The organism is Streptomyces sp. NPDC060198, from assembly GCF_042728415.1.
Classification (GTDB): domain Bacteria; phylum Actinomycetota; class Actinomycetes; order Streptomycetales; family Streptomycetaceae; genus Streptomyces.
On sequence record NZ_JBHWZJ010000016.1, the window covers coordinates 16,295 to 37,026 of the forward strand.

At 72.8% G+C, this 20,732-nt stretch carries 19 protein-coding genes and 1 pseudogene; 12 read left to right on the forward strand and 8 right to left on the reverse strand.

The window, feature by feature from the left end; translation table 11 throughout:
* Positions 1 to 512: 512 nt before the first annotated feature.
* Genes ACFWEP_RS04365 through ACFWEP_RS04375 form a run of 3 tightly spaced genes read left to right on the forward strand, consistent with a single transcriptional unit; the run spans position 513 to position 3,543 of the window.
* Positions 513 to 2,063 carry a DUF2252 domain-containing protein gene (locus ACFWEP_RS04365; RefSeq protein WP_387365351.1) on the forward strand — a complete coding sequence of 517 codons (1,551 nt, stop codon included), beginning with the start codon at positions 513 to 515 and terminating at the stop codon, positions 2,061 to 2,063.
* 60 nt (positions 2,064 to 2,123) lie between these two features.
* On the forward strand, positions 2,124 to 3,152 hold the full coding sequence (locus tag ACFWEP_RS04370) for a hypothetical protein (RefSeq protein ID WP_387365354.1): 1,029 nt from the start codon (positions 2,124 to 2,126) through the stop codon (positions 3,150 to 3,152).
* Between the two features lie 46 nt (positions 3,153 to 3,198).
* On the forward strand, positions 3,199 to 3,543 hold the full coding sequence (locus tag ACFWEP_RS04375; RefSeq protein ID WP_328720537.1) for a rhodanese-like domain-containing protein: 345 nt from the start codon (positions 3,199 to 3,201) through the stop codon (positions 3,541 to 3,543).
* 169 nt (positions 3,544 to 3,712) lie between these two features.
* Here ACFWEP_RS04375 and ACFWEP_RS04380 read toward each other — a convergent pair whose 3' ends face one another.
* From ACFWEP_RS04380 to paaA, 5 genes are read right to left on the reverse strand one after another with little or no spacing between them, the layout of a single operon-like run.
* Complete coding sequence (locus tag ACFWEP_RS04380) at positions 3,713 to 4,810, reverse strand: 2Fe-2S iron-sulfur cluster-binding protein (protein WP_387365357.1); 1,098 nt, start codon at positions 4,808 to 4,810, stop codon at positions 3,713 to 3,715.
* Positions 4,811 to 5,308, reverse strand: coding sequence for a 1,2-phenylacetyl-CoA epoxidase subunit PaaD (gene paaD / locus ACFWEP_RS04385; RefSeq protein ID WP_387365360.1), 498 nt, complete (start codon positions 5,306 to 5,308; stop codon positions 4,811 to 4,813).
* Positions 5,302 to 6,063 carry a 1,2-phenylacetyl-CoA epoxidase subunit PaaC gene (paaC, locus tag ACFWEP_RS04390; RefSeq protein WP_387365363.1) on the reverse strand — a complete coding sequence of 254 codons (762 nt, stop codon included), beginning with the start codon at positions 6,061 to 6,063 and terminating at the stop codon, positions 5,302 to 5,304. The genes paaD and paaC overlap by 7 nt, the downstream gene beginning before the upstream one ends.
* A complete protein-coding gene (paaB, locus tag ACFWEP_RS04395) occupies positions 6,060 to 6,350 on the reverse strand; it encodes a 1,2-phenylacetyl-CoA epoxidase subunit PaaB (RefSeq protein WP_266706660.1) in 291 nt (96 codons plus the stop codon). Before paaB ends, paaC begins: the two co-directional genes overlap by 4 nt.
* Positions 6,347 to 7,441 (reverse strand): 1,2-phenylacetyl-CoA epoxidase subunit PaaA, encoded by a 1,095-nt coding sequence (gene paaA, locus ACFWEP_RS04400; RefSeq protein WP_387365367.1) that lies wholly within the window; start codon positions 7,439 to 7,441, stop codon positions 6,347 to 6,349. Before paaA ends, paaB begins: the two co-directional genes overlap by 4 nt.
* A 423-nt stretch (positions 7,442 to 7,864) precedes the next feature.
* Here paaA and ACFWEP_RS04405 point away from each other — a divergent pair, with 423 nt between their 5' ends.
* From ACFWEP_RS04405 to ACFWEP_RS04415, 3 genes are read left to right on the forward strand one after another with little or no spacing between them, the layout of a single operon-like run.
* Positions 7,865 to 8,863: a DUF5819 family protein gene (locus ACFWEP_RS04405; RefSeq protein WP_387365370.1), complete on the forward strand. Its 999-nt coding sequence runs from the start codon at positions 7,865 to 7,867 to the stop codon at positions 8,861 to 8,863.
* Complete coding sequence (locus tag ACFWEP_RS04410; RefSeq protein WP_387365373.1) at positions 8,860 to 10,152, forward strand: HTTM domain-containing protein; 1,293 nt, start codon at positions 8,860 to 8,862, stop codon at positions 10,150 to 10,152. The genes ACFWEP_RS04405 and ACFWEP_RS04410 overlap by 4 nt, the downstream gene beginning before the upstream one ends.
* Positions 10,149 to 10,862 (forward strand): TrmH family RNA methyltransferase, encoded by a 714-nt coding sequence (locus ACFWEP_RS04415; protein ID WP_387365376.1) that lies wholly within the window; start codon positions 10,149 to 10,151, stop codon positions 10,860 to 10,862. Before ACFWEP_RS04410 ends, ACFWEP_RS04415 begins: the two co-directional genes overlap by 4 nt.
* An 82-nt stretch (positions 10,863 to 10,944) precedes the next feature.
* Here the strand turns inward: ACFWEP_RS04415 and paaN are convergent, their stop codons facing one another.
* Entirely contained in the window at positions 10,945 to 12,654 is a 1,710-nt protein-coding gene (gene paaN / locus ACFWEP_RS04420; protein WP_387365379.1) for a phenylacetic acid degradation protein PaaN, read from the reverse strand.
* A gap of 123 nt (positions 12,655 to 12,777) precedes the next feature.
* Between paaN and ACFWEP_RS04425 the strand changes: the two genes are divergently transcribed.
* The gene (locus ACFWEP_RS04425) at positions 12,778 to 13,407 is read left to right on the forward strand and encodes a TetR/AcrR family transcriptional regulator (protein WP_387365382.1); all 630 of its coding nucleotides are present in this window, start codon (positions 12,778 to 12,780) and stop codon (positions 13,405 to 13,407) included.
* A 34-nt stretch (positions 13,408 to 13,441) separates the two neighbouring features.
* Here ACFWEP_RS04425 and ACFWEP_RS04430 read toward each other — a convergent pair whose 3' ends face one another.
* Positions 13,442 to 13,954, reverse strand: coding sequence for an Lrp/AsnC family transcriptional regulator (locus tag ACFWEP_RS04430; RefSeq protein ID WP_387365384.1), 513 nt, complete (start codon positions 13,952 to 13,954; stop codon positions 13,442 to 13,444).
* A gap of 288 nt (positions 13,955 to 14,242) precedes the next feature.
* Here ACFWEP_RS04430 and pdhA point away from each other — a divergent pair, with 288 nt between their 5' ends.
* From pdhA to ACFWEP_RS04445, 3 genes are read left to right on the forward strand one after another with little or no spacing between them, the layout of a single operon-like run.
* Positions 14,243 to 15,439 (forward strand): pyruvate dehydrogenase (acetyl-transferring) E1 component subunit alpha, encoded by a 1,197-nt coding sequence (pdhA, locus tag ACFWEP_RS04435; protein WP_387365387.1) that lies wholly within the window; start codon positions 14,243 to 14,245, stop codon positions 15,437 to 15,439.
* Positions 15,436 to 16,458, forward strand: coding sequence for an alpha-ketoacid dehydrogenase subunit beta (locus ACFWEP_RS04440; protein ID WP_387365390.1), 1,023 nt, complete (start codon positions 15,436 to 15,438; stop codon positions 16,456 to 16,458). Before pdhA ends, ACFWEP_RS04440 begins: the two co-directional genes overlap by 4 nt.
* Positions 16,458 to 17,840, forward strand: a complete 1,383-nt coding sequence (locus ACFWEP_RS04445; protein ID WP_387365393.1) for a dihydrolipoamide acetyltransferase family protein — start codon at positions 16,458 to 16,460, stop codon at positions 17,838 to 17,840. Before ACFWEP_RS04440 ends, ACFWEP_RS04445 begins: the two co-directional genes overlap by 1 nt.
* Here the strand turns inward: ACFWEP_RS04445 and ACFWEP_RS04450 are convergent.
* Positions 17,737 to 18,084, reverse strand: a pseudogene (locus tag ACFWEP_RS04450) (transposase); the annotation flags it as partial. The gene ACFWEP_RS04445 and the pseudogene ACFWEP_RS04450 sit on opposite strands and share 104 nt — an antisense overlap.
* 55 nt (positions 18,085 to 18,139) lie before the next feature.
* Here ACFWEP_RS04450 and ACFWEP_RS04455 point away from each other — a divergent pair.
* Positions 18,140 to 19,015, forward strand: coding sequence for an NTP transferase domain-containing protein (locus ACFWEP_RS04455; RefSeq protein ID WP_387365396.1), 876 nt, complete (start codon positions 18,140 to 18,142; stop codon positions 19,013 to 19,015).
* Between the two features lie 77 nt (positions 19,016 to 19,092).
* Positions 19,093 to 20,607, forward strand: a complete 1,515-nt coding sequence (locus ACFWEP_RS04460) for a molybdopterin molybdotransferase MoeA (protein WP_387365399.1) — start codon at positions 19,093 to 19,095, stop codon at positions 20,605 to 20,607.
* The last annotated feature ends 125 nt before the right edge of the window (positions 20,608 to 20,732 follow it).

The following is a 20,732-nucleotide window of genomic DNA, read 5'->3' on the forward strand; positions in this document are numbered from 1 at the left end:
ACGAGTAGCTGGAAACGGCTGCTGGGTTGGATTCGACAGAACCCCCGTACCGGAGAGATCCGGTACGGGGGTTCTTCGTTGTACCCGTGTCTTCGGCCGGGGTGGCCGGTGGGCCGGAGCGATCCCGGTCGGGTTCGGGTGCTGTGCCCTGTTTCACGTGAAACATGGTCGCCCCATGCGCACGCGGCGATGGCTGGTCGCCGCGTGAGGTGTCGTTCCGCACGATGTGGTCCTGCGCGGTGGCGTCCGTCCCGGGCCCGTCGTTCTGCGCGTCCACCGTGTCGCCTTGAGCCCAGGCGCCTCCCGGCCGGACTCGTGCCCCGCCGCCCGCCCGCGGTCTGGGGCCTCTCGCGCCGTCACGGTTTTACTCGCTCTTTGGCCTGTTCAGGGACTTGTCCACAGGCTGGGGCGGTAGTTGTCCACAGGGGCCGACGGCCCCGGACGAACGGCGGTACGGTCATGGCCTGTTGAGGACGAACAGGGCAGTTGATGGGCGGGGGAGGCGGTATTCCATGAGGGGGACCGATGCGGGGACCGATGTACTGGGCCTGTCGGGTCTGGTCGGCTCGTCGGACGCGAGCGTGACCGGTGCCCGGGTGTCCGTCGGCTCGGATGTGGTGGCCGTGACTGTGGAGGGTTGGGTGGCGGGGGTTCCGGCTCCGGGGGTTCCGGTGCCGGGGACGCGGATTCCGGTGGTCGCGGGGTTCGCGCGGCGGACGGAGGAGTCCTCGCGCAAGGCGGCAGGCCGGGCCCTGCGCGAGCGGGTGCCGCGAGCCTCCCACGCGTCGCTGGTCCTTCCGGCGGGGCGGCCGGACGCGGTGCGGGCGGTCGAGGAGTCGAACCAGGGCCGGGTGCCGGGTCTGACTCCGATACGGGTGGGGCGGATGGCCGCCACCCCTTTCGCGTTCCTGCGCGGAGCGGCGGGGCTCATGGCCCACGACCTCACGGGGACGCCCGTCACCGGTGTGGGCGCGCAGCTCTGCGGCGACGCGCACGCGGCCAACTTCGGTCTGTACGGGGACGCGCGGGGAAATCTCGTCATCGACCTCAATGACTTCGACGAGACGGTTTTCGGCCCCTGGGAGTGGGACCTCAAGCGGCTGGCGGTCTCCTTCGTGCTCGCCGGCCGGGTGGCCGGCGCCGACGAGGACACCTGCCGCAAGGGCGCGTACGACGCGGTGGGCGCGTACCGGCGGACGATGAGGCTGCTCGCCCGGCTGTCCGCGCTCGACGCATGGAATGCCATCGCGGACGAGGCGCTCGTCTCGCACGCGGACGCGCGTGATCTCCTCGGGACGCTGGAGCGGGTCTCGGAGAAGGCCCGGAAGAACACGAGCGCCCGGTTCGCCGCCCGTTCCACGGAGGAGTCGGAGGACGGCGGGCGCCGGTTCGTGGATGCCCTGCCGGTGCTGCGCCGGGTGCCGGACGCGGAGGCGGCGGCCGTCGCGGCGGGGCTGGGCGGCTATCTGGAGACGCTTCCGGAGGACCGGATACCGCTGCTCGCCCGCCACGCGATCCACGACGTGGCGTTCCGGGTGGTGGGGACGGGAAGCGTGGGGACCCGTTCGTACGTGGTGCTTCTGCTCGACCACCGGAGGGAGTCGCTGGTGCTCCAGGTGAAGGAGGCCCGGCCGTCCGCGCTGACGCCCCATCTGCCCGCCGTCGGATTCGATGTGCCCGTGGTGGAGCACGAGGGCCGCCGGGTGGTGCTCGGGCAGAAGCGGATGCAGGTCGTCAGCGACCATCTGCTCGGCTGGGCCGAGGTCGAGGGCCGGCCCTACCAGGTGCGGCAGTTCAGGAACCGCAAGGGAAGCGTCGATCCGGCGGCTCTGGCCCCGGCCGAGGTGGACGACTACGCGCGGATGACCGGTGCCCTGCTCGCACGGGCCCACGCGCACAGCGCCGATCCGCGTCTCCTCGCCGCGTACTGCGGGAAGAACGACGAGTTGGAGGAGGCGGTGGCCGATTTCGCCGTGACGTACGCGGACCGGACCGAGGCGGACCACTCCGAACTGCTCAAGGCCATCAAGTCCGGACGGATAGCCGCGGAGCTGGGGGTCTGAGCGCAGGTGGCGACCTCCGCCGGGTCTTCGGCGGCCTCGGCGGGGCCATACGCTGGACGGGTGACCGACGAAGCCGCCGGGGTGGACACCTCCCGGAACGACGATGACCGGCAGAACCCCGACCCGGTAGAGGACCTGGAGAGTACGAGCGGGGACCGGCCCCGGGACGCCGAGCCCACCGCGGACGCGACGGCGCCGGGAACGAAAGGCCGAGCCCCCTCGGCCGAGGACGCGGGGTCTTCCGCGGTGGACGAGGAGCCGTCGGGCGAGAAGCCGGCGGACGAGGACGCGGTGTCCGGCGCGGACCAGGCCGACGCACGGCCGGAGGCGCGGCTCGCCAGGGCCGTGCAAGCGGCCGAACAGGCGCTGATCGAGTTCGAGATCGCGGTGGAGACCTTCCGGGTCGAGGTGGAGAACTTCTCCCGGTTGCACCACCAGAAGCTCGGCCCGATGTACGCCCGTCTCGACGAGCTGGACGCCCTGATCGCGGAGGCCACGGCAGCCAGGAGCGGCGACCCGGAGGACGCCCGCAAGGCACGGGAGGCGCGTGCCGCGGTCATGCCGATGCCGGGGGTGGACGAGCTGTTCCACGGCTGGATGGACTCGGAGGGGCTCTACCCCGAGGCCGTCGCCATGCTCACCGAGCAGTCGGTCCGGCCGCCGAAGCGGGTGCGGCCCAGTGACGAGGCCCGCAAGCTCTACCGTGAGCTGGCTCGCAAGGCCCACCCCGATCTGGCGCGGGACGAGGCCGACCGGCAGCGGCGGGACGAGTTCATCGCCCGGGTCAACGCGGCGTACGGACGCGGCGACGTGTCGTTGCTCAAGGAACTCGCCGCCGAGTGGGCGGCGGATCCGGTGCTGCCGCCGGTGCTGCTCAGCGAGAGCGAGGAGCTCTACGCCCGGCTGGAGTGGCTCAGCCGTCGCAAGGAGCTGCTGACGGTGCTGGCGCAGGAGCTGGAGCAGAGCGCCATCGGCTCGATGCTGCGGATGGCGCCGGACGACCCGGACCAGCTGCTGGTGGACATCGCCGACCAGTTGCTGGGCGAGGTGTCCCGGCGGGAAGCAGAGCTCGCGGAGCTGGTGCAGTAGCGTTTCGACAGACGGTGTCCCGTATGTACGAGAGAAGGCATGACCCATGAACTTCGCCCCGCTGCCCTCGGTGGATGTCGCTGCGGTGCCGTCGGACGGCTTCGTGCTCGACGTCCGTGAGAACGACGAGTGGGCGGCCGGTCATGTCGAGAGCGCCCTGCACATCCCGATGAGCGATTTCGTCGGCCGCTTCGGTGAGCTGACGGAGGCGGCCGAGGACGGCCGTCGCGTGCACGTGATGTGCCGCGTCGGCGGGCGTTCCGCGCAGGTGACGCAGTACCTCGTCCAGCGGGGCATCGATGCGGTGAACATCGACGGCGGCATGCTCGCCTGGGACGGCGCGGGCCGTCCGATGGTCGCGGACGGCGGCGCGTCGCCCTTCGTGCTCTGAGAGTGGCCGCGGGGCTCCGCGGGCTCTGAGACCGACTGCGGGGGCCCTGGGTGTCCCGGGGGCCCGCGGGGTGTCCCGGGGATCTGAGACGGCCGGGGGCCCGGGGTTTTCCGGGGTTCCCGGAGGCCGGAGCGGTCGCTCTCGAGTGCGGTGGGCGGGCCCACGCCGGTCAGCGGTCGAAGTCGATGGCCACCTCGGGGGTGAGCGGGTGCGACTGGCAGGCCAGGACGAAACCCGCCTCCGTCTCCTCCGGCTCCAGGGCGTAGTTCCGGTCCATTCGTACCTCGCCCCGGACGAGGAAGGCGCGGCAGGTGCCGCAGACACCGCCCTTACAGGCGTACGGCGCGTCCGTACGCCTCCGGAGCACCGTCTCCAGGAGGGAATCGCCGTTCTCGACCGGCCAGCTGCCCGAGCGGCCGTGCAGGGTCGCGGTCAGCGTGGCCGCCGCGGGGACCTCGAAGCCGGGCGCGCCCCCGGTCGGCGCCGCGTCCGGGGCCGTCGTTCCTGCGGCCGGGGGAGTGGCGTCCGCCACGTGGAAGATCTCCTGGTGGATACGGCCGCGGTCGACATGCAACGCACGCAGGGCTCCTCGGGCTCCCCGCACCAGTCCGTACGGCCCGCAGAGGAACCACCCGGCCACGTCCGGCACCGGCAGCAGGGCGGGCAGTAGCGAGGCCAGACGTTCCTGGTCGAGCCGTCCGGCGGGCAGCCCCGCCGTCTGCTCCTCCCGGGAGAGCGCGGTGACGAGGTGGAAGCGGTCCGGGTAGCGATCCTTGAGGTCCGCCACCTCGTCGAGGAACATCGTCGACGCCACCGTCCGGTCTCCGCGCACGAGGCAGAAACGGGCCAGGGGTTCGCGTGCGAGCAGGGTCGCGGCGATCGACAGGACCGGGGTGATGCCGCTGCCGCCTACCACTGCCGCGAAGAGCCCCGGCCGGGGCTCCAGCGTGAAGCGGCCGGACGGTGCCATCGCCTCCACCCGGTCGCCGACCGCGAGCTCTTCGAGCGCGTACGTCGAGAAGGTACCGCCGTCCACCAGGCGGATGCCGACCCGGAGCACCGGAGGGTCCGGTGCGGCCACGGCGGGGGAGCAGAGCGAGTAGGACCTCCGGATCTCCTCGCCGCCCGCTGCCTGGTAGCGGACGTTGAGGTGCTGGCCCGGCACGTGGCGGAAGGTCTCCCTCAGTGCGTGAGGGACGTCGAACGTCACGGCCACCGCGTCGTCCGTGATGCGTTCGACGGCGCCGACCCGGAGCTGATGGAACATCTACAACTCCTTGAAGTGGTCGAAGGGTTCGCGGCAGTCGTCACATCTGCGGAGCGCCTTGCAGGCGGTGGAGGAGAACCGGCTGAGCAGCTCGGTGCGGGTCGAGCCGCAGTGCGGGCAGCGCACCGCGAGGGTGAGTGGCACCGCGCCCTCCGGAGCCCGCGCGGGGCGCGGGGGTGCGATGCCGGACGCGGCGAGCTTGCGGCGGCCCTCCACCGTGATGTCGTCCGTGGACCACGGCGGTGCCAGCGTGGTGATCACCGAGACTCCAGTCATGCCGTGGTCCCGGAGGGCCTCTTCGATGTCGTGGGCCATGGTCTCCACGGCGGGGCAGCCGGTGTAGGTCGGGGTGAGGGTGACGGTGACGCGGTCGGGCCCGTCCACCCGCACGTCACGGAGGACGCCGAGTTCTTCGAGGGTCACCATCGGAAGCTCCGGGTCGGGTACGGCTCCGGCGATCCGGCGCAGTTCCTCCGCCGGCGGGGTCGTGGTCACCATGACGCCCCCGGGTGGCTGCGGTGGAGGTGCTGCATCTCGGCGATCATCCGTCCGAAGGGTTCGGTGTGCAGTCCCTGGCGGCCGGCCCCCGCCTTCCACGCCCCGCTCCTCGGCCCGGTGGGCAGCGCGAGGGCGGCCCGCTCCACCACGTCCGTGACCGTGGCGAGCCAGTCGTCGCCGAGGGCCTGCCAGTCGACGTCCACGCCCTCGACGGGCTGGAGGAGCTCGTCGGTGAACTTCCAGAGTCCGTCGAGTCCTTCACCCATCCGCCGGTGGCTCTCCTCGGTGCCGTCGCCGAGGCGCAGGGTCCACTGCTCGGCGTGGTCCTGGTGGTAGGCGACCTCTTTGACCGCCTTCGCGGCGAGGGCCCGCAACTCGCTCCGGCCGGCCGCCAGCCGCTCGTACAGCAGGCGTTGGTAGACGGAGAAGTAGAGCTGGCGGGCGATGGTGCGGGCGAAGTCGCCGTTCTCTTGCTCGACCAACTGGATGTTGCGGAAGGCGCGTTCCTCGCGGAGGTAGGCGAGTTCGTCCTCGTCGCCGACGAGGGAGAGGAGAACGCGGGCCTGGCCGAGCAGGTCCAGCGCGATGTTGGCGAGGGCGACCTCCTCCTCCAGCACCGGGGCGTGCCCGGCCCACTCCCCCAGCCGGTGCGAAAGCACCAGCGCGTCGTCGCCCAGCGCGAGGGCACCGGCGAGGAACCGGGGCGGCGCAGCGGCACTGCGGCCGGGTGTCGCGCCGTGCGGGGTGGCGGTCACAGGTGCCGCACTCCTTCCGGGATCTCGTAGAAGGTCGGGTGGCGGTAGGGCTTGTCGGCCGCCGGTTCGAAGAAGGAGTCCTTCTCGTCGGGGGAGGAGGCGGTGACCGAGGTGGAGGGCACCACCCAGATCGAGACGCCCTCCGCGCGGCGGGTGTAGAGGTCGCGCGCGTTGCGCAGGGCCATGGTGGCGTCGGGGGCGTGCAGGCTGCCCGCGTGGGTGTGGGAGAGCCCTCGGCGGGAGCGGACGAACACCTCCCACAGGGGCCAGTCGGTCGAGCCGCTCATGCCGTCGCCTCCGCGTTCGCGTTCCGGGCCGGGGTCGTGGGTGCGTGGGCCGCCGGGGCCGCCCCGGCCAAGGAGGGCGGGGGCTGCGGGCCCGTGTGGTGCCGGGGCGTGCGGCGCTCCTCCTTCGCCGCGTACGCGGCCGCGGCGTCACGGACCCAGGCGCCCTCTTCGTGGGCATGGCGGCGCTGGGCGAGCCGCTCGTCGTTGCACGGGCCGTTGCCCCGGAGCACCTCCTGGAACTCGGCCCAGTCGATGGCGCCGAAGTCGTGCCGGCCCCGGTCTTCGTTCCACCGGAGGCCGGGGTCGGGCAGGGTGAGGCCGAGAGCCTCGGCCTGCGGGACGCAGATGTCCACGAAGCGCTGACGGAGTTCGTCGTTGGAGTGCCGCTTGATCTTCCAGGCCATCGACTGCGCGGAGTGCGCGGACTCGTCGTCCGGAGGGCCGAACATCATCAGCGACGGCCACCACCAGCGGTCCACCGCGTCCTGCGCCATCGCGTGCTGGGCCGGTGTGCCACGGCTCAGCGTCAGCAGGAGTTCGTACCCCTGGCGCTGGTGGAAGGACTCCTCCTTGCAGATACGGACCATGGCGCGGGCGTACGGGCCGTACGAGCAGCGGCACAGCGGCACCTGGTTGGTGATGGCGGCGCCGTCCACCAGCCAGCCGATCGCCCCCACGTCCGCCCAGGTCAGGGTGGGGTAATTGAAGATCGAGGAGTATCGCTGACGGCCGGCGTGGAGCTTGTCGAGCAGCTCGGCCCGGCTGGTGCCCAGGGTCTCGGCGGCGCTGTAGAGGTACAGGCCGTGGCCCGCCTCGTCCTGCACCTTGGCCATCAGGATGGCCTTGCGGCGGAGGGAGGGGGCCCGGGTGATCCAGTTGGCCTCGGGCTGCATACCGATGATCTCGGAGTGCGCGTGCTGGGCCATCTGGCGGACCAGGGAGTCCCGGTAGGCGTCCGGCATCCAGTCGCGGGGCTCGATCCGCTCGTCCGCGGCCACCGTGGCCTCGAACGATGCCGTACGGCCGTCCTCCCCCGCTGCGGCGGCGTCCGCGCCGTCCGGTGCCTGGCGTCCCGCGGCCACTGTCGCCATGACGACTCCGTCCCGACCGATCGTTCGGTTCATCGGCTTCAATGGTCGGCCGGTGGACCGTAGGGTGTCAACCCTGTGGATGACCGAGGGATGATCGACGACGATCGGGGCGGGATGGAATCGGATCGCGGGGGGCGCTCGAATCGGTTGGCCGACGGGAGTGAGGAATCCGCCGGGGAACGCGGGGGCGGGCCACCCGGAGAGGCGGCCCCGGGCCGCACCGGGCTTTCCGCGGCAGGGGTAGGAGCCGGTGAGCCCTCCGTCCCCGAACCGGTCCGTGAACGGCTCGGTGAACGGCCCGACGGGCGACCCGTCGAGGAACGACCCGAGGGACGGCCCGTAGAGCCCCCCGTAGAGCCCCCCGTAGAGCGGCCCGGCAGTGCCGTGCCCGCCGGGCCCCGAGCGGAGGGACCGAGTGCGGGGGTGGCCGGCTCCGAGGCGGCCCCTGTCGGGAAGGGCCCTGGCGAAGAGGCCGATGCCGGAGGCGAGGGCGCAACGGAGTCCGGGGCGCCGCCCTCCGCGTCCTGGCCGCCCGGCACGGACGGTCACGAGCCCGCGCCGGGGCCCGACGAGCACGAGCCGGGCCGCGACCACGACGGCGACTCCGCCGCTTCGGGCGCCGTGCCGCGCCGGGCGGGCGAGGAGAGCGCCGAGGACCGCGAAAGGGGTGCGGGAGGTGCCGGCGGCCCGGGTGGGCCCGGCACCGGAACCGGGACGCTGTCCGGTGCCGCGCCGGGCCCGGCGCGGGCCGGGATAGCCGGGCTGTCGACCCCGTACCGGGTCGTCGCGGGGGCCGTGATGGTCGTCGTCGGCCTGTTCACCTGCGTCCACCTGGCCATGGTCTTTCTGCACGTCGCTCCGTCGAACACCCTGTCCAAAGAGGGCGGAGAGACCATCGACGACTGGATCTATCCGGAGTTCGAGCAGAACTGGAAGCTTTTCGCTCCCAATCCGCTCCAGCAGAACATCTCCGTGCACGTCCGGGCCGAGATCGTCGATGCGGACGGCGACCGCCGCACCACCCGCTGGATGAGTCTCAGCGCGGAGGACGGCAAGGCGATCCTGCACAACCCGCTGCCCAGCCACGCGCACCAGAACGAGCTGCGCCGGGCCTGGGACTTCTACGTCAACAGCCATGACGACAAGAACCGTTCGACCGGGACGCGCGGAGCGCTCGCCGAGGCCTATCTGCGGCGCATCGTGATGCTGCGTCTGGGCGAGCACGACTACGGCGGGACCATCGACCGCATTCAGCTGCGCTCGTCGGCGCGCAGGGTCCAGGCGCCCTCGTGGAGCACCGAGAAGATCGGCACGCAGCCGATGTACCGCGAGCTCGCGTGGTGGACCGTGTCCACCGCCGATCTGCCCGAGGGCAGCGTGGCGGCGGCCAAGGCCGCGCCCGGCGAGGAGGCCGACCAGTGAACACCGTCCCCACGGCAGGTGCCGCCCCCCGCAGGCCCGCGGGTCCGATCGGCCGTTCCGCCCAGCGGTTCACCGCCGCCGCCCTCGGTCCGTACCAGAGCGCGGTGATCCGGATCGGGTTCGCCACCACGTATCTGCTGTTCCTGCTGCGTGAAGTGCCCTACCGGCAGGAGCTGTACGGGCCGGACAGCCCGTGGGCGTGGGACCTGGCGCACCGGCTGATAGCCGAGAACCGCGCCTTCACCGTCCTGATCTGGTCGGACAGTTCCGTGTGGTTCGAGGCGGTCTACGCGCTCACCCTCGTATCGGCGTTCTGCACGATGATCGGGTGGCGCACGCGGACGATGTCCGTCCTGTTCATGGTCGGGGTCCTGTCGATCCAGAACCGCAACGTCTTCATGGGCGACGGCGGTGACAACGTCGTCCATCTGATGGCGATCTACCTCGTGCTGACCCGCTGCGCCCAGGTGTGGTCGCTCGACGCGCGGCGGGCCGCACGGAACGCGGCGCGCCGGGCCCAGGGACTGCGCCCGGCCCGGGACGTCGTCGGCCCGGTGCTCTGGGCGGTGCTCGGGCCGGTGCTGCTGGTCGCCCAGGTGCAGGACGGTCTGGGCGGCACCTGGTGGTTGCCGGCCCTGCTGTGGGTGCTGTGGCTGGGGTCCGCCGCCCGGTGGGCCGTGGACCGGCACGCGCCGGACGGTGAAACCCGGGTGCTGCTCGACGTGGTGGCCAACATCGTCCACAACGCCGCGCTCGTGGTGATCATGGCCGAGGTCTGTCTGATCTACGCCACCGCCGGCTGGTACAAGATCCAGGGTTCGCGCTGGCAGGACGGTACCGCGCTGTACTACCCGCTCAAGCTGGACTACTTCACCCCTTGGCCCGAGCTCTCGAACCTGATGGCGGCCAGCTCGCTCATGGTGATGGTGGTGACGTACGCGACGGTGATCGTGCAGGTGGCGTTCCCGTTCACGCTCTTCGACCGGCGGGTCAAGAACGTCCTGCTGGTCGTGATGATGGGCGAGCACGCGGGGATCGCGGTCCTGCTGGGGCTGCCCTTCTTCTCCATGGCGATGATCTCGGCGGACGCCGTCTTCCTGCCCACGGTCTTCCTCGTGTGGTGCGGGGGCCGGGTCGGCCTCGGCCGGGACCGGCTGCTCGCCCGGTTCGGACGCGGGGGCGGGGCGCGCGTACCGGGTCCGCGGGAGCCCGTGGGTGCGGGGACCGCCGGGCCGGGCGGGGAGGCCCCGCCGCGTCCGGGCGACGGGGGCCATACGCTCGTCGGGTGAGCAGTGAGACCGGCAGTACAGAGGAATTCGTGCCCTTCGTGGCCGAGGGGTCCGATCCGGCCCTGGAACCGGCGCAGTACGACGACGGGTTCGGGAACGAGATCGGCGTCGGACCGCACCCGTCCCCCTGGCCGGAGGGGGAGCGGTACGACCCCGAGCTGCTGGCGGGCGGCGACCGGCGCAACGTGGTGGACGAGTACCGCTACTGGACGCGCGAGGCGATCGTCGCCGACCTCGATCTGCGGCGCCACGATTTCCACGTGGCGGTGGAGAACTGGGGCCACGACTTCAACATCGGCTCGGTCGTCCGCACGGCGAACGCCTTCCTCGCGAAGGAGGTCCACATCGTCGGCCGGCGGCGCTGGAACCGGCGCGGCGCGATGGTCACCGACCGCTACCAGCACGTGCGTCACCACCCCGACACCGCGGGCCTGACCGCCTGGGCGGCGGCGGAAGGGCTGCCGATCATCGGGATCGACAACCTCCCCGGGGCCGTGCCGCTGGAGCGGACCGTGCTGCCCCGGCGCTGTGTGCTGCTCTTCGGCCAGGAGGGTCCGGGCCTCACGGAGGAGGCCCGCGCTCACGCGTCGATGGTCTGTTCGATCGCGCAGTTCGGCTCGACGCGGTCGATCAACGCGGGTGCGGCCGCCGCCGTCGCCATGCACGCGTGGGTGCAGCGGTACGCGGAGGTGCCGGACCCCTCGGCCTGACCGGGCCTGGCACCGGACGCCCCGGTCCTCAGCTCCGACCAGGCCCGATCCGGATCCCCGGCCCGGACCCCCGGCCCGGTCCTCAGGCCTGGCGGCGGACCTCGATGGTGCGGAAGCGTCCCGACACGAAGGCGCCGTCGCACAGGGCCGCGTTCGCCGCCGGGTTGCCGCCCGAGCCGTGGAAGTCGGAGAAGGCCGCGGTCTGGTTGACGTAGACCCCGTCGGTGAGGTTCAGCGAGAGCTGGGCCGACTCCTCCAGGCAGACCTCCTCGATGGCGCTCTCCACCTCGGGGGAGGTGGTGTACGCGCCGACCGTCATCGCGCCCTTCTCGCGGATCGTCCGGCGCAGCAGCTCCACCGCGTCGTCGACGGTGTCCACGGCGACCGCGAAGGAGACCGGGCCGAAGCACTCGGAGAGGTGGACGGGGTCGCCGCCGTCCGGGCCGGGCTCTTTGGCGAGGACCTTGACGACGACCGGCGTCCGGACCACCGCGTCAGGGAACTCGGGGTGCGGCACCTCGCGTGAGGCCAGGGCCACCTCGCCGAGGCCGGGCGCGGTTTCGAGCCGGGCCCGCACGTCCGGGTTGACCAGCGCGCCGAGGAGGGCGGTCGCGCGGGCGTCGTCACCGAGGAGCGCTTCGATCGCCCCCGCGAGGTCGGCGACCACCTCGTCGTACGTCCGGGGGCCGGCTTCGGTGGTGATGCCGTCGCGGGGGACGAGGAGGTTCTGCGGGGTCGTGCACATCTGGCCGCTGTAGAGGGAGAGCGAGAACGCCAGGTTGGCGAGCATGCCGGAGTAGTCGTCGGTGGAGTCGATCACGACCGTGTTGACCCCGGCCTTCTCCGTGTACACCTGGGCCTGGCGGGCGTGGGTCTCCAGCCAGTCGCCGAAGGCGGTGGAGCCGGTGTAGTCGATGATCCGGACCTCCGGGCGCACCGCCAGCTCCTTCGCGATCCCCTCCCCGGGCCGCTCGGCGGTCAGCGCGACGAGGTTGGGGTCGAACCCGGTCTCGGCGAGCACCTCCCGCGCGATCTTGACGGTGAGCGCGAGCGGCAGTACGGCGCGCGGGTGCGGCTTGACGAGGACGGGGTTGCCGGTGGCCAGCGAGGCGAACAGGCCCGGGTAGCTGTTCCAGGTGGGGAAGGTGTTGCAGCCGATCAGCAGCGAGACACCGCGGCCCACCGCCCGGAACGACTTCCGCAGCCGGAGCGGGTCGCGCTTGCCCTGCGGCTTGGACCAGTCGGCCCGGGCGGGGGTGCGGACCTGCTCCTGGTACGCGTACGCCACCGCTTCCAGACCACGGTCCTGGGCGTGCGGGCCGCCCGCCTGGAAGGCCATCAGGAAGGCCTGTCCGCTGGTGTGCATGACGGCCTGCGCCAGCTCGTGCGTACGGCCGCCGACGCGCGCCAGGATCTCCAGGCAGACCAGCGCCCGCGCCTCGGGCCCCGCGTCCCGCCAGGCCGCCGTGCCGGCGCGCATCGCAGGCAGCAGGACGTCGGGGTCGGCGTGCGGGTATTCGATGCCCAGCTCGGGGCCGTACGGGGAGACCTCGGCGCCCGTCCAGCCGTCCGTGCCGGGCTGGCCGAGGTCGAACCGGGTGTGCAGGAGGGCGTCGAACGCCGCCTTGCCCTCGGCCGCTGAGAGGCTGCCGGGCGCCCCGCCCTCTCCGTAGGCCTTGGGGTGCTCCGGGTGGGGCGACCAGTAGGCGCGGGTCGAGATCGCTTCGAGGGCCTGGTCGAGCGTGGGCCGGTGGGTCTCGGACAGCTTCTGGAGGGAGAGCGCGGCGGCCATGGCGGACCAACTCCTCATCGAGCCGGGCGGGGACGTGCTGACGGAGTCAGAGTAACCGAACGGTCGGTCGGTACAAGGGGCCCCGGACTACCTGTGGACGACTCATGGGGGAGGATCGCGTTCATGACCACGGCCAAGCGGGACACGTACACCCCGGAGACTCTGCTGGCCGTCGCCGTGCGGGTCTTCAACGAGCGCGGATACGACGGCACGTCCATGGAGCATCTCTCCCGGGCGGCGGGCATCTCGAAGTCGTCGATCTACCACCATGTGGCGGGCAAGGAAGAGCTTCTGCGCCGTGCGGTGAGCCGGGCGATCGACGGACTCTTCCGGATTCTCGACGAACCGGGCGCGGTCCGAGGGCGCGCGGTCGAGCGGGTCGAGTACGTCACGCGCCGCACGGTCGAGGTGCTGATGGCCGAGTTGCCCTACGTCACCCTGCTGCTGCGTGTCCGGGGCAACACCAAGACCGAGCGCTGGGCGCTGGAGCGGCGCCGCGAGTTCGACCAGCGGGTTTCGGCCCTGCTGAAGGCGGCCGTCGCGGACGGGGATCTGAGGTCCGACGTGGACATACGGCTGGCCACCCGGCTGCTGTTCGGCATGGTGAACTCGCTGGTCGAGTGGTACCGCCCACAGCCCGAAGGAGCCGCCGGAGGTTCGGGCGGCGGCCCGGAAGGAGCCCTCGCGGCGGACGATCTGCCGGGGACCGTCGTGCGCCTGGCCTTCGAGGGGATGCGTTCCGCCGGCCGGTGACGGGACGCGGGCCTGACGAGCCGGTACGGGCGGTTCAGGTGAGGTCGGCGGGGCGGTCCGGACCGTGGCCCAGCTCCGTCTCCTCGAACACCAGCAGGGTGCGGGTGGAGAGCACCTCGTCGATGGCCTGAATACGGGTGAGGACGAGCTCGCGCAGCGCGCGGTTGTCGGGCGTGTGGACCAGCAGCAGCACGTCGAAATCGCCGCTGACCAACGCGATGTGGCCGGCTCCCGGGAGAGCTCGGAGCTGCTCGCGCACGGTCCGCCAGGAGTTCTGCACGATCTTGAGCGTGATGTAGGCGGACGCCCCCTGCCCGGCCCGTTCGTGGTCGATCCGGGCGCTGAACCCGCGGATGACCCCGTCCTCCACCAGCCGGTTGATGCGGGCGTAGGCGTTGGCGCGCGACACGTGCACCTCCTCGGCGACCGCCCGTATCGAGGCCCGGCCGTTGGTGCGGAGGATGCGCAGGATGTCCCGGTCGACGGCGTCCAGCGGGCGGGCCGGTGGTGTCGGGCCGGCCCCCTCGGCCATTCGTTCAGCTGACATGCTCCGGGGCCTCCCTGTTGTGGACGAGCTGCCTCCATCCCAGGCCGTGCGCGACCGATTGTCCACAGGGCGAGGGCGGCTGTAGCCAAAATGCGCCCACGACCGAACAATCGGTAGGTGAGACAGATCACCCGGGCCGGTCCCGGGCGACGTCCGCGTGCGTCCGCTCCCACTCCCACGTAGACCCCGACGTAGGGCACGCCCAGGGCCCGGCGGGATTCCGTTCTTCTCGGGCTCCGTATCCGGGTGTTCCCGTGTGCCGGCCCCTGTTGCCAGGAGGTGCCTCCCATGACGGTCCAAGAGCTGCCCGGTGCGGCCGGCTACCGGCCCGTGCCGCCCCCGGCCTGGAAGCCGCTCACCGATCCTGCGCCGCTGCTCCCGGACCCGGAGCCGTACCGGGTGCTCGGCACGGACGCCGTGGCGGGGGTCGACCCGCGGCTGTTGTCGCGCCTCTACGCCGAGCTGGTGCGGGGCCGCCGGTACAACGCGCAGGCGACGGCGCTCACCAAGCAGGGGCGCCTCGCCGTGTATCCGTCCAGTACGGGCCAGGAGGCCTGCCAGGTGGCCGCCGCACTGGTGCTGGAGGAGCGGGACTGGCTCTTCCCGAGCTACCGGGACACGCTCGCCGCCGTGGCCCGGGGGCTCGACCCCGTCGACGCGCTGACGCTGTTGCGGGGCGACCGGCACACCGGCTACGACCCCCGCGAGCACCGGATCGCGCCGCTCTGCACCCCGCTGGCCACACAGCTGCCGCACGCGGTCGGTCTGGCACACGCGGCGCGGCTCAAGGGCGACGACGTGGTGGCGCTGGCGATGGTCGGGGACGGCGGGACCAGCGAGGGCGACTTCCACGAGGCGCTGAACTTCGCCGCCGTGTGGCGGGCACCGGTCGTCTTCCTCGTGCAGAACAACGGCTTCGCCATCTCGGTGCCGCTGGCCAAGCAGACGGCGGCACCGTCGCTCGCCCACAAGGCGGTCGGGTACGGCATGCCCGGCAGGCTGGTGGACGGCAACGACGCCGTCGCGGTCCACGAGGTGCTCGCCGGGGCGGTGGCGCGCGCCCGGAGCGGTGGCGGGCCGACGCTGGTGGAGGCGGTCACCTACCGCATGGACGCCCACACCAACGCCGACGACGCGACCCGCTACCGCTCCGAGGACGAGGTGGTCTCATGGCGGGACCACGATCCGGTGCTGCTCATGGAACGCGAGCTGACCGGGCGCGGCCTGCTCGACGAAGCGGCCGCGGGCGCGGTGCGCCAGGAGGCGGAGCGGATGGCGGCGGCGCTGCGGGAGCGGATGAACGCCGATCCGGTGCTCGACCCGGCGGACCTCTTCACGCACGTCTTCGCTCGGCGGACCGGGCCGCTGCGGGAGCAGGAGGAGCGGTTGCGCGCGGAGCTGGAGGCCGAGAGCGAGCAGCGGGGCGCCCAGGGGCAGCGGGACGGTCGCAAGCAGGACGAGCGGGACGCGGAGGGCGGGCGATGACCACGGCGGTGCGGGCGCGGGCGGGCCGTTCGGGGCCGGCCACGATGGCCCAGGCGCTGGGGCGGGCGCTGCGGGACGCGATGGCGGAGGACCCCTCGGTGCACGTGCTCGGCGAGGACGTGGGCACGCTCGGGGGCGTCTTCCGGGTCACCGACGGGCTGGCGGCGGAGTTCGGCGAGGCGAGGTGCACGGACACCCCGCTCGCGGAGGCGGGGATTCTCGGCGCCGCGGTCGGGATGGCGATGTACGGCCTGCGGCCCGTGGTGGAGATGCAGTTCGACGCGTTCGCGTACCCGGCGTTCGAGCAACTCGTCAGCCATGTGGCGCGGATGCGGAACCGGACCCGGGGAGCCTTTCCGATGCCACTGACCGTGCGGATTCCGTACGGCGGCGGCATCGGCGGGGTCGAGCACCACAGCGACTCCTCGGAGGCGTACTACATGGCCACCCCGGGGCTCCACGTCGTCACCCCGGCCACCGTGGAGGACGCCTACGGGCTGCTGCGGGCCTCGATCGCCTCGGACGATCCCGTGGTGTTCCTGGAGCCGAAGCGGCTGTACTGGTCGAAGTCCGACTGGTCGCCCCAGGCTCCGGCGGAGGTCGAGCCCATCGGACGGGCCGTGGTCCGCAGGCCGGGGACGAGCGCGTCGCTGATCACCTACGGCCCGTCGCTGCCGGTGTGCCTGGAGGCGGCCGAGGCGGCGGTGGCGGAGGGCTGGGACCTGGAGGTCGTCGATCTGCGGTCGCTGGTGCCCTTCGACGACGGGACGGTCGCCGCGTCCGTGCGGCGGACCGGGCGCGCGGTGATCGTCCACGAGTCGGCCGGGTTCGGCGGGCCGGGGGGCGAGATCGCCGCGCGGGTGACGGAGCGGTGTTTCCACCATCTGGAGGCGCCGGTGCTGCGGGTCACCGGCTTCGACATCCCGTATCCGCCGCCGATGCTGGAGCGGCACCATCTGCCGGGGGTGGACCGGGTTCTCGACGCGGTCGCCCGGCTCCAGTGGGAGGCGACGCGCTGATGCCCACGGTGCTCGAATTCAGGTTGCCGGACCTCGGCGAGGGGCTGACCGAGGCGGTGATCGTGCGGTGGCTGGTGGAGGCCGGCGAGGTCGTCGTCGTGGACCAGCCGGTGGTCGAGGTCGAGACGGCCAAGGCTCTGGTGGAGGTGCCGTGCCCGTACGCGGGTGTGGTGACGGCCCGCTTCGGCGAAGAAGGGGCGGAACTCCCGGTCGGAGCCCCACTGATGACGGTCGCGGTCGCACCGGCCCCGGTGCCGGAGGACGAGCCCGCGTCGGCCGGGGCCTCGGGGAACGTACTGGTCGGATACGGTACGGCCGCCCCGGCGGCACGCCGTCGGCGGGTCCGCCCCGTGCCGGTGACGGCCGCGTCCCCGGCCCCTTCCGCCGCTCCGGTTCCGTCCGCCGACCCGGTCCTTTCCGTCGTCCCGGTCGTCGGTGCCGCTCCGGCTCGACGGACCGTGACGGATGCTCCGGCCGTGACGGGTGCTCCGGTCGCGGTCATCTCGCCGCTCGTCCGCAGACTCGCCCGGCAGCACGGGCTCGACCTCCGTGAGCTGGTGGGATCGGGGCCGGACGGGTTGATCCTGCGGTGCGACGTCGAGGCGGTGATCGGACGGGCGTCGAAGGTGCCCGACCGGGACACCACCGCCGTCACCGCGGATCCTGCGGTTTCCCCGCGGGACGGTGCGGCCGACGGGGAAAGGATCGCGTTGCGCGGTGTACGGGGTGCGGTCGCCGACAAGATGAGCCGCAGCCGGACCGAGATTCCCGACGCGACCTGCTGGGTGGACGCCGACGCGACCGAGCTGATGGCGGCCCGCGCGGCGATGAACGCGGCCGAGGGCCCGAAGGTGTCGGTTCTCGCCCTGCTGGCCAGGATCTGCGTGGCCGCGCTGGCGAAGTACCCGGAGCTGAACTCCACCGTGGACACCGCTGCCCGGGAGGTCGTACGGCTGCCGTCCGTCCACCTCGGTTTCGCCGCGCAGACCGGCCGGGGGCTCGTCGTGCCGGTGGTCCGCGACGCCCACACCCGCTCCGTGGACTCACTGGCGGCCGAGCTCGCCCGGCTCACCGGGCTGTCCCGCGACGGGAAACTGACCCCGGCCGAGCTGACGGGCGGCACGTTCACCCTGAACAACTACGGCGTGTTCGGGGTGGACGGTTCCACGCCGATCATCAACCACCCCGAGGCGGCCATGCTCGGCGTCGGCCGCATCGTGCCCCGCCCGTGGGTCCTCGAGGGAGAACTGGCGGTCCGTCACGTGGTGCAGCTCTCGCTCACCTTCGACCACCGGGTCTGCGACGGCGGCACGGCGGGCGGCTTCCTGCGGTACGTCGCCGACTGCGTGGAACAACCGGCGGTCCTGCTGCGGGCCCTGTAGTCGGGGCCCGGCCCGGCCTGCTCCGGTCCGACGGGCGCGGCCCGGACGGCGCCAGGGCCGGCCGTGCCCCGGGGCGGGCGCCCGTCGTCCGGTTCGTGCCGGCGGTGTACTCCTGGCGCAGCCGGCGGGAACTGATGCCTTTGAGCCCGTTGACGAGCTTGGGCAGGGCGCCTCCGGGCGATTGGTGCACCAGCGGGTGCGGGTGGTCGCCCTCTCCGTGGAACTCCCGTGGGTCCGCCTCGAAGCTCTGGCAGACGAGAAGCCCTCTCGTTCACGAGGGGAGGAGTCACACTCGTCGCATGACCGCCTATGACGCCATCGTCCTTGCCGGAGGGGCCGCCAGACGGCTCGGGGGAGCGGACAAGCCCGGGATCGGCGTCGGTGGACGGACGCTGCTCGACCGGGTGCTCGCCGCGTGCGCCGGTGCCGTGGGCACGGTCGTGGTCGGGCCCCGCAGGGCCACGGCCCGGCCGGTGAGATGGACCCGGGAATCACCTGCGGGTGGCGGGCCGGTGGCCGCGCTGGGCGCGGGCGTCCGGGAGACCGCCGCCCCCTGGGTCGTGGTGCTCTCGGCCGACCTGCCGTTCCTCGGTGCCGTCACCGTCGAAGCGTTGCTGGCCGCCGCCGAGGAGGGCGGCCGGGAAGGCGCCCTGTGCGTGGACCCGGACGGGCGCCGCCAGCCGCTGGTCGCCGTCTACCGGGCCGAACCACTGCGGCGTGAGCTCGCCCTGCTCGCCACCGAGCACGGCGGCCTCGCCGGACTTCCGCTGCGCCTGCTGACGGCCGAGCTCGATCTGGCCACCCTGGCCACACCGAAGTCCGCCTCTTTCGACTGCGACACTTGGGACGACATCAGGCTGGCGAGGGCGCACATCAGGGAGCATGAGGCCGTGCTGGACGAATGGATCACCGCAGTCAAGACCGAACTGGGCCTCGAACTCGACGTCGACACCGATGTCCTGCTCGACCTGGCGCGCGACGCCGCACACGGTGTCGCGCGACCCGCCGCCCCGCTCACCACCTTCCTCGTCGGATACGCGGCGGGGCTGGCGAGCGCGAACGCCGGACCCGGTGACGCTCCCGGCGCCGTGGCCGAGGCGGCCCGCAAGGCGGCTGCTCTCGCCCTGCGCTGGGAAGAGGAGTCGGGCAACGGCAAGGGAGCCGGAGCCTCGTGACCGGCCGGGAGTCGTTGCCCGCTTCGGAGGCCCCGACCGTGCGGATTTCCGGTTCGGGAGCATCGGGAGACCTCTTCGTGCTTCCCGAGCTGGACGACTGCCCCGTGCCCGCGCGCAAGGGCTCCTCGGCGGAGGACGAGCGTGCCGTGGAGCAGGCGCTGGCCCTGGCCAACCGGGTCCCCGCGCACGAGTCTTCGCGCTACGACCTCTCTCCCCCGGACTCCTCCCACCAGGGCGACGCCGCCTCGGGCGGAGACCGTCCGGAGGGGACCGCGAGGCCGACCCCTCCGGAGCCGTCCGGGCCTGCGAAGTCCGGGCCCGTGAAGTCCGGGCCCGTGAAGTCCGGAGCCGGCACGTCCGTGCCGACCCGTGGTTGCGCGTCCGTGCACCACTCCCCCGGCATCCGCTGGGAGCAGGCCCGTGCGCTGTCCGTGCGAGCCGGCCGGAGGGCCTCGCTGCCCGCGATCCGGCTGCCGCTCGACCGTTCCCCGGGCCATGTGCTCGCCGAAGGGCTCGCGGCGTTGACCGACCTGCCGTCCTTCGACACCTCGGCCATGGACGGCTGGGCCGTCACCGGACCGGGCCCCTGGCGTTTCCGTGAGGGTTCCGGACTTCTGGCCGGGGACGGCGGCCTCGACCGGCTGCCGGACGGTGAGGCGGTACGGATCGCCACGGGCGCCCGTATGCCCGCGGAGGCGACGGCGGTCATCCGCTCGGAGCACGCCGAGGTGGATGAGGCCAAGGGGATGCTGCACGCCCGGCGGACCGTCGTTCCCGGCCAGGACGTCCGGCCGCGCGCGACGGAGTGCCGGACCGGCGAGCAACTGCTCGCGCCGGGAACGCCGGTGACCCCCGCGGTGCTCGGTCTGGCCGCCGCCGCCGGGTACGACGCGCTCGTCGTCGTACCGCGTCCCCGGGTGGAGGTGCTGGTGCTCGGTGACGAGCTGCTCACCTCGGGCCTCCCCCACGGCGGTCGCATCCGCGACGCGCTCGGGCCCATGCTCGGCCCGTGGCTGCGGTCGGCCGGCGCCGATGTGGCCGATCCCCGCTGCCTCGGGGACGACCCGGAGGCGTTGCGGCACGCGCTCACCACCACCGCCGCGGACCTGGTGCTGACGACCGGCGGTACGGCGGCCGGCCCGGTCGACCATGTGCACCCGGTCCTCTCCGAGATCGGCGCAGAACTGCTGGTGGACGGGGTGACGGTACGCCCGGGACACCCGATGCTGCTGGCCAGACTGGCACCGGACGGGCCCTTCCTGGTGGGGCTGCCCGGCAACCCGCTCGCCGCGGTGTCCGGACTCCTCACGCTCGCGCTTCCGCTGCTCGGCGGCCTCGCGGGCCGCATCGCGCAGGAGCCGTACCGGGCGCTCGCCCAAGACGCGGTCCAGGGCCACCCGCACGACACCCGGCTCGTACCCGTGGTGCATCGGGCCGGGCGTGGCGACACCAGGGACCATGTCGTGCCTCTGCGCTACAACGGTCCTGCGATGCTGCGGGGGATCGCCACCGCCGACGGTATGGCGGTCGTACCGCCGGGCGGTGTCCGTCCCGGCGCCGAGGTGGAGATCCTCGACCTGCCGTGGGCTTAGGGCGTGTCCAGCGGTCAGGCGGTCCGACCGGTGTCCGTGCACCCCGGAGATGTCGGCCGTTTCACGTGAAACATCCGCCGGACGGGTGCCGGACGGACCGGGCCCGGCATCGGCGGACCGGATGG

Excerpts from the sequence above, each read along its gene's own strand:
- ACFWEP_RS04365 (WP_387365351.1), top strand. The coding sequence starts at position 513 with ATGAGGGGGACCGATGCGGGGACCGATGTACTGGGCCTGTCGGGTCTG.
- ACFWEP_RS04375 (WP_328720537.1), top strand. The coding sequence starts at position 3,199 with ATGAACTTCGCCCCGCTGCCCTCGGTGGATGTCGCTGCGGTGCCGTCG.
- ACFWEP_RS04380 (WP_387365357.1), bottom strand. The coding sequence starts at position 4,810 with ATGTTCCATCAGCTCCGGGTCGGCGCCGTCGAACGCATCACGGACGAC.
- paaD (WP_387365360.1), bottom strand. The coding sequence starts at position 5,308 with ATGGTGACCACGACCCCGCCGGCGGAGGAACTGCGCCGGATCGCCGGA.
- paaB (WP_266706660.1), bottom strand. The coding sequence starts at position 6,350 with ATGAGCGGCTCGACCGACTGGCCCCTGTGGGAGGTGTTCGTCCGCTCC.
- paaA (WP_387365367.1), bottom strand. The coding sequence starts at position 7,441 with ATGGCGACAGTGGCCGCGGGACGCCAGGCACCGGACGGCGCGGACGCC.
- paaN (WP_387365379.1), bottom strand. The coding sequence starts at position 12,654 with ATGGCCGCCGCGCTCTCCCTCCAGAAGCTGTCCGAGACCCACCGGCCC.
- ACFWEP_RS04425 (WP_387365382.1), top strand. The coding sequence starts at position 12,778 with ATGACCACGGCCAAGCGGGACACGTACACCCCGGAGACTCTGCTGGCC.
- ACFWEP_RS04430 (WP_387365384.1), bottom strand. The coding sequence starts at position 13,954 with ATGTCAGCTGAACGAATGGCCGAGGGGGCCGGCCCGACACCACCGGCC.
- pdhA (WP_387365387.1), top strand. The coding sequence starts at position 14,243 with ATGACGGTCCAAGAGCTGCCCGGTGCGGCCGGCTACCGGCCCGTGCCG.
- ACFWEP_RS04440 (WP_387365390.1), top strand. The coding sequence starts at position 15,436 with ATGACCACGGCGGTGCGGGCGCGGGCGGGCCGTTCGGGGCCGGCCACG.
- ACFWEP_RS04445 (WP_387365393.1), top strand. The coding sequence starts at position 16,458 with ATGCCCACGGTGCTCGAATTCAGGTTGCCGGACCTCGGCGAGGGGCTG.
- ACFWEP_RS04455 (WP_387365396.1), top strand. The coding sequence starts at position 18,140 with ATGACCGCCTATGACGCCATCGTCCTTGCCGGAGGGGCCGCCAGACGG.